Source organism: Clostridiales bacterium (assembly GCA_017569285.1).
GTDB lineage: Bacteria > Bacillota > Clostridia > Christensenellales > Aristaeellaceae > Aristaeella.
Genome location: CP069419.1, coordinates 3,253,388 through 3,260,197 on the forward strand (window position 1 = coordinate 3,253,388; position 6,810 = coordinate 3,260,197).

A 6,810-nucleotide genomic window follows, 5' to 3' on the forward strand; every position below is an offset into this window, starting at 1 on the left:
GGGCAGCTATTCCGGCAAACCATCCGGTTCTTCCGGCGGAAGGGAAGCCGGAAAACAGAAGCCTCCGACAGAAGGTATGCCCGCAAGGCGCCTTGCCCTTCGGGTTATCCGCCAGGTAACCGAACAGGGGGCCTATGCTTCCCTGAGCCTGAATGCAGCACTGGAGAACTGCGGTTTAATTGCAGCTGACCGGCGGCTTGTTTCCAGACTGGTTTACGATACCCTGGATCACCTGATCTGGATTGACTGGGTGCTCGGGCAGGTGATGGCCCGGGAGGATACCGATATCAAGCTCCGGAATATTCTGCGGCTCGGGGCATGCCAGATCCTGCTTGAAGACCGGATCCCGGAAAGCGCTGCCACAAACACATGCGTTCAGCTGTGCACAGAATCGGGAATGGAAGGCCTGAAGGGAGTCTGCAACGGTATCCTGCGCAATCTTGTACGGAAAAAAGATGAACTGGTGTTCCCGGATCCTTCTGCAGAACCGGATAAAGCCGCATCCATCCGATACAGCATTCCGGAATGGCTGTGGAAAAAACTGAAATCCAGCTATGGTGAAGCAGAAGCTGAAAAAATAGCCGGTTTCCGTATGCCGGATGAGGGATGGACTGTACGCCCCAATCTGACAAAAACGGACGATGCCGGATTTGAACAGCTGCTGAAGAAAAAAATCTGGGAAGCAGAAAAGACCGATCTCCCCCATGCATGGAAAATCCGCGGAGCAATGGATATTGCCCGGGATTCGGACTTTACCGGCGGAATGTTTTCGATTATGTCCGGAAGCAGTATGATGGCCTGCCTGGCCATGGATGTCCGAAGGGGAAACCAGATCCTGGACTGCTGTGCTGCCCCGGGAGGAAAAAGCTGTTATCTGGCTGAACTCATGGACGGAACCGGACGGGTACAGGCATGGGATGTTCATGAACATCGAACGGCACTGATTGAAGCCCAGATGAGACGGCTGGGTCTGGAAAACATCCGGCCGATGGTCCGGGATGCTTCCAGAAAACGCGAAGATCTATACAGAACCATGGATGCTGTACTGCTTGATGCGCCCTGCAGCGGACTGGGGGTGCTGGCGGAAAAACCGGATATCAAACTCCGGGTTACGGAGGAAAGCATCAACGAACTGACAGAAATCCAGAAGAAACTGCTGGATACTGTCTGTGAGTATGTAAAGCCCGGCGGAACCCTGGTATATTCAACATGTTCACTCCTGCCGGAAGAAGATGAAGATCAGATTACCGGTTTTCTTTCAAGACATCCTGAGTTTGAAGCATGCGACCTTCCCGAATGTATTCCGGAAAGATACCGAAAGCACCGGAAAAACGGGCTTCAGCTTCTGGAACACCGGGATGGAGTGGAAGGATTTTATCTGTGCAGGATGAAGAGAAAGGACTGAAGGAATGACGGAACTGGCCGGGATGACCCGGGAAGAGCTTGCCGGATGGATGAAGGAACAAGGGTTTCCCGCATTCCGCGGAAAGCAGGTATTTGAGTGGATCCACCGTGGTGTTGACTTTGACGGGATGTCCAATCTGCCTGTTTCCATGCGTGAGGATCTGAAAAAGAGAGCCGTCGCGCAGGGTGTCCATATCCGGATGAGCCAGACCAGCAAGCTGGACGGGACAGTAAAATTCCTGTATGAACTGAAAGACGGGAACTGTGTGGAAGGCGTCCTGATGCGATATAAATACGGCGTGAGCCTTTGCATTTCCACGCAGGTCGGATGCAGAATGGGATGCCGTTTCTGTGCATCCACGCTTGAAGGCCGGATCCGTGATCTGACTGCCGGTGAAATGCTCGGCGAAGTACTCGCCGCCAACCGTTTCCTCGCGCCGGAAGACAGGAAAGTCAGCCATATTGTTCTGATGGGAAGCGGCGAACCGCTGGACAATTATGCGCAGGTGATCAGATTCCTCCATTTGCTTCGTGAAGAGGGCGGAATTACGATCAGCCTCCGGAATGTGTCCCTGTCCACCTGCGGAATTGTACCGCGGATGTATGAACTGGCTGAAGAAAACCTTCCCGTTACGCTCTGCGTTTCGCTTCATGCGCCGAATGATACGATCCGGAGAAAAACAATGCCGATTGCAGAACGCTGGACGATCAGCGAAATCCTGGAAGCATGCCGGAACTACATCCGGAAAACCGGACGCCGTATCATCTTTGAATACGCGCTTTCCGAAGGCGTAAATTCCAGCGGGGAAGATGCCGAAGAACTGGCTGAAATCCTTCGCGGGATGCAGTGCCATGTCAATCTGATTCCCCTGAATGAAGTGAAGGAACGGAACATGAAGGGTGTCAGCGAAGAAACGGTGAAACGCTTCATGCAGGTTCTGGAGAAACGGCACATTTCCGTGACCCGGAGACGGGAAATGGGTGATGATATTGAAGGCGCATGCGGACAGCTGCGCAGAAAGATTATTGGAAAGGGCGAGAATCTTCCATGCGAAAGTTCAACCTGAAGGAAAATGCTGCGAAGCGTATGATCGGGATGCAGAAGGCTGGCCTGAGCGAAAAGGATGCCTATGCGGATGTACCTGCAGAAAAAGCCGCGGATACTGCATTTCAGGACGGCATCCGGATTGTGTGGCGGACAGACATCGGCCGTATCCGGCAGAATAACCAGGACGCCGTTATTATCGGAAGCGGACTGGCAGGTGTTGCGGACGGTATGGGCGGGCACAATGCAGGAGAAGTGGCTTCATGCGGTCTCCGGGACGGACTGATCGCTGAAACAGCCGGTCATGAACCGAATGAGGAAATACTGACTGAAGCGATCAAGACGGTCAATCATGATCTATATACACGACAGGAAAATGATATTACCCTGCGTGGAATGGGTACGACACTGACCGTTCTCTGGCCCGGAAAAGAAACCATGATCATCGCACAGGTTGGTGACAGCCGGGCTTACCTGATCCGAAACGGTGAGATGCGCCAGATCACGGAAGACCATTCGATGGTCGCCGATATGGTGCGCCGCGGTGTGCTGACGGAGGAACAGGCAGCAACCCATCCCATGCGCAATTATATTACAAGGGCCGTCGGTACGGATGAAGACGTGGATGTTGATATATTCCGCGAAAAGCGCGAAGCCGGAGACCGGTGGCTTGTATGTTCCGACGGCCTGTACGGGCTGATGAGCCGGAAGACGCTGGAAGAACTTTCCGGAATTGAAGACCCGGACGAGGCTGCGGACATCCTGATGCAGACTGCTCTGGACAACGGCGGAAGGGATAATATTTCCATGGTCCTGCTGATGGACGACATCGGCGCCCGGGTATCGGAAAGCAAAGATTCCTGTGAAGGCAAAAGCACACAGGAGGTAACGGATCATGAATGAACAAAAGATCCTTGCGAACCGTTACCGGCTGACGGAACAGATCGGCATGGGCGGAATGGCGATCGTATACCGTGCCGTCGACCTGCGGACCGGACACAATGTGGCGGTCAAGGTACTCCGGCCTGAATTCAATGAAGACCGGGAATTTATCGGCCGTTTCCAGCGTGAAGCCGAAGCCGCCAGCAAAATGACACACCACAATATTGTCAACCTGCTGGATGTCGGTATGGACGGCGATAACCGCTATCTGGTCATGGAATATGTTGAAGGAAAAACCCTGAAAGAAGTGATTCAGGAACGCGGAAAACTGAGCGCACCGCTGGCGTGCCAGATCACAATCCGGATCCTGAGCGCCCTGGAGCATGCCCACCGGAACGGGATTGTCCATCGGGATATCAAACCCCAGAATATCCTGGTCCATGCAGACGGGCACATCAAGGTGGCTGATTTCGGAATTGCCCGGATTGCTGACAGCGCAACCCTTACAAAAGGCGACAATGTCATGGGTTCAGTACATTATTTCTCGCCGGAGCAGGCACGCGGCGGCGGTGCCACCGCTGCAAGCGATATATATTCCACCGGCGTCGTACTGTATGAGATGCTGACCGGGCGTGTTCCGTTTGACGGCGATAACCCGGTTGCCGTGGCGATGCAGCATCTGCATAATGCCCCCGCTCCGATCCAGAGTATTGCACCGGATGTTCCGCCGGCTGTGATCCGTGTATGCATGAAAGCCATGGAGAAGAACCCGGCTGCCCGATACCAGAGCGCCCGGGAAATGGCAACCGACCTCCGGGCTGCCCTTGAGGAACGCGGGGAACGGATGAATGTGCCGGAACCCGAAGCAGAGATCAAGCAGCCGAAACCCCAGGTGGCTTCCGGAGAACGGACTGTTTCCAGCACCGGTTCCAGACATAAGGTGACGGATGAGAAAGGAAACGGAAAACTTCGCATTCTCCTGATTGCCCTGGGAACCATTGCAGTAGCCGGACTGATGATATTCGGTACGGTGACCATTTTCCGGCAGGTATTCAATACCAGAACCGTTCCTGACCTGGTCGGAATGGAACTGTCAGAAGCACAGGTTGAACTGACACGGAACAACCTGAAATATTCTGTCAGTTATGTAACAAACGATACATACTCAAAGGGAATCGTTTATATGCAGAATCCGTCCGCGGATTCACCGGCCCATGTGGATGACTGTGTAATCCTGATGGTTTCGGACGGGCCGTCTGCATTTTCAATGCCGAATGTAATCAATATGTCCGCGACAGATGCAACCGCACTGCTGGAAAGCCGCGGAATGCGTGTCACACGCGACCGGGAGGCAAGCAGTGACGTTGCGGTGGATTATGTTATGCGTCAATTCCCGGCGGCAGAAGAGATGGTCACCGTTGATACACCGGTTACCCTTACGATCAGCGGCGGAGTGACGGTCATTCCGAACCTGGTTGGACAGACACTCCAGGAGGCAGAAATCAGCCTGCTCAACCAGAACCTGACACTGCATCCCGCATTAAAATACGTGGATACCGGTATTTCAGAGCTTCACGGAACGGTGGCTGCCCAGATGCCGGATGCAGATACACGGGTTGCACAGAATACGGCAGTAACGTTGACCATTTATCAGCATCGTGAAAATTCCAAGATCATTTCCTTTACAGCTCCCGAAAGTGAGCAGCAGCAGGTAATCCGTTTCGCTGTACAGGCGTCCGGGTCAACGGTTGAAATCGATTCCCGGACCGTTACGCTGGGGGCCGATGATTCGCGGGAAATCCAGTACACCCTGGTGATTCCGGATGACCGCACGTACAGTGTATTTGTCTATATCAACGATGTACTGAATTCGCAGCAGGTGATCAATCAGACAGAAGGAGCCGGCAATACCTGAGATATGAATGAAAATAAAGAGGAACTGAGCCGGGGAATACTGATACGCGGGATCGGGAGCTTCTATACTGCCCGGGATCCGGAAGGGAATGAATACACCCTGCGCTGCAAAAAGAAATTCAGGCACCAGGGGATGAGCCCGATGACCGGCGATGAAGTGCTGTTTTCCAAAGGCGAAGGGGACGCCCATGGATGGATTGAAGAAATACTGCCCAGAAAAACCGTTTGTCTCAGACCGCCGGTTGCCAATGTTGAGATGCTGATCCTGGTGATTTCCCCAGTACCGGAACCGGACATGCTGCTGGCAGACCGCCAGATATCCCGGGCTTTTGCCCAGGAAATGGAAGTCATGATCGCTGTAAACAAAAGCGATCTGGACCATCAGCTTGCTTCCGGAATCCGGCAGCAGTACCGTGATACCGGAATAAGCGTATACGAGGTAAGCGCCCGTGAAAAGACCGGGCTGGAAGAACTGAAGAAAGCCATGCGGGGGAAACTGTGCTGCCTGACCGGACAAAGCGGGGCCGGCAAAAGCACTTTGCTGAATGCCCTGCTTAACCTGGAACTGGAAACCGGGGATATTTCCCGGAAGATTTCCAGGGGAAAAAACACAACACGCCAGTCTGAAATGATTGAAAAAGACGGGATCCGTGTGATGGATACGGCCGGATTCAACCTCCTCGAACCGGAAAGGCAGCTTGAACCGGAGAAACTGAAGGAGCGATATCCGGAATTCCGGGCGTATGAAGGGAAATGCCGGTTCCGGGAATGCCTGCACGACCGGGAACCGGGATGTGCCGTAACAGAAGCTGTGAAACAGGGAAAACTGAACGCACAGCGGGTGGAGAGATACAGGCAGCTTCTTGAAGAAACCAGAGAAGTATGGAGGGCAAGATATGATTAAGGTCGCACCGAGTATTCTTGCAGCGGATCCGATTAACCTGGAGAGGGATGTCCGTCGGGCAGTGAATGCCGGATGCGACTGGCTGCACATTGACGTGATGGACGCTCATTTCGTACCGAACCTGGCTTACACACCCGATATCGTGCGACGCCTTCATGAAACATTCAATGTCCATCTTGACGTCCACCTGATGATGGATCATCCTGAAACGCTGTGCGATGCATTTATCAGCGCCGGAGCCGGTACCCTGACCATTCATACCGAAGCCGGGGCGGACCCGGGCGCACTGCTGGCCAGGATCCGGAATGCCGGAATCATGGCCGGACTGGCAATCCGTCCCGGAACACCGGCCGAAGCGGTCAAACCGTATTTTGATCAGGCAGACCTGATCCTGACCATGACGGTTGAGCCCGGGTTTGGCGGACAGAAACTGGACCGGTCTGTTCTGGCCAAGATGCAGGAGATCCGTGAAGCCGGATATTCCGGACTGATCGAAGCAGACGGCGGACTGAATGAAGATAACCTGCAGGACCTTGCGGACAGCGGACTGGACGTTGCCGTGATGGGCACGGCACTGTTCCGTGCGGCCGACATGGAGGAAGCCATCAAAAGGATTCACCGGATCAAAACGAAAATCAGCAGATCGGAGAGCTGAACAGAA

Annotated in this window: 6 protein-coding genes; all 6 read left to right on the forward strand. The window is 53.8% G+C overall.

Annotated elements, in window-relative coordinates; all coding sequences use genetic code 11:
- The first annotated feature begins 76 nt into the window (after positions 1-76).
- The 6 genes from rsmB to rpe are packed head-to-tail and all read left to right on the forward strand — an operon-like array spanning position 77 to position 6,804.
- A complete protein-coding gene (gene rsmB / locus JNO48_14345) occupies positions 77-1,405 on the forward strand; it encodes a 16S rRNA (cytosine(967)-C(5))-methyltransferase RsmB (protein ID QTE68340.1) in 1,329 nt (442 codons plus the stop codon).
- A gap of 4 nt (positions 1,406-1,409) precedes the next feature.
- Positions 1,410-2,471, forward strand: coding sequence for a 23S rRNA (adenine(2503)-C(2))-methyltransferase RlmN (gene rlmN / locus JNO48_14350; GenBank protein ID QTE68341.1), 1,062 nt, complete (start codon positions 1,410-1,412; stop codon positions 2,469-2,471).
- Positions 2,453-3,352, forward strand: a complete 900-nt coding sequence (locus JNO48_14355; GenBank protein ID QTE68342.1) for a Stp1/IreP family PP2C-type Ser/Thr phosphatase — start codon at positions 2,453-2,455, stop codon at positions 3,350-3,352. Before rlmN ends, JNO48_14355 begins: the two co-directional genes overlap by 19 nt.
- Positions 3,345-5,246 carry a Stk1 family PASTA domain-containing Ser/Thr kinase gene (pknB, locus tag JNO48_14360; protein QTE68343.1) on the forward strand — a complete coding sequence of 634 codons (1,902 nt, stop codon included), beginning with the start codon at positions 3,345-3,347 and terminating at the stop codon, positions 5,244-5,246. Before JNO48_14355 ends, pknB begins: the two co-directional genes overlap by 8 nt.
- A 3-nt stretch (positions 5,247-5,249) precedes the next feature.
- Positions 5,250-6,149 carry a ribosome small subunit-dependent GTPase A gene (gene rsgA / locus JNO48_14365; GenBank protein ID QTE68344.1) on the forward strand — a complete coding sequence of 300 codons (900 nt, stop codon included), beginning with the start codon at positions 5,250-5,252 and terminating at the stop codon, positions 6,147-6,149.
- Complete coding sequence (gene rpe, locus JNO48_14370; GenBank protein ID QTE68345.1) at positions 6,142-6,804, forward strand: ribulose-phosphate 3-epimerase; 663 nt, start codon at positions 6,142-6,144, stop codon at positions 6,802-6,804. The genes rsgA and rpe overlap by 8 nt, the downstream gene beginning before the upstream one ends.
- Positions 6,805-6,810 lie beyond the last annotated feature (6 nt).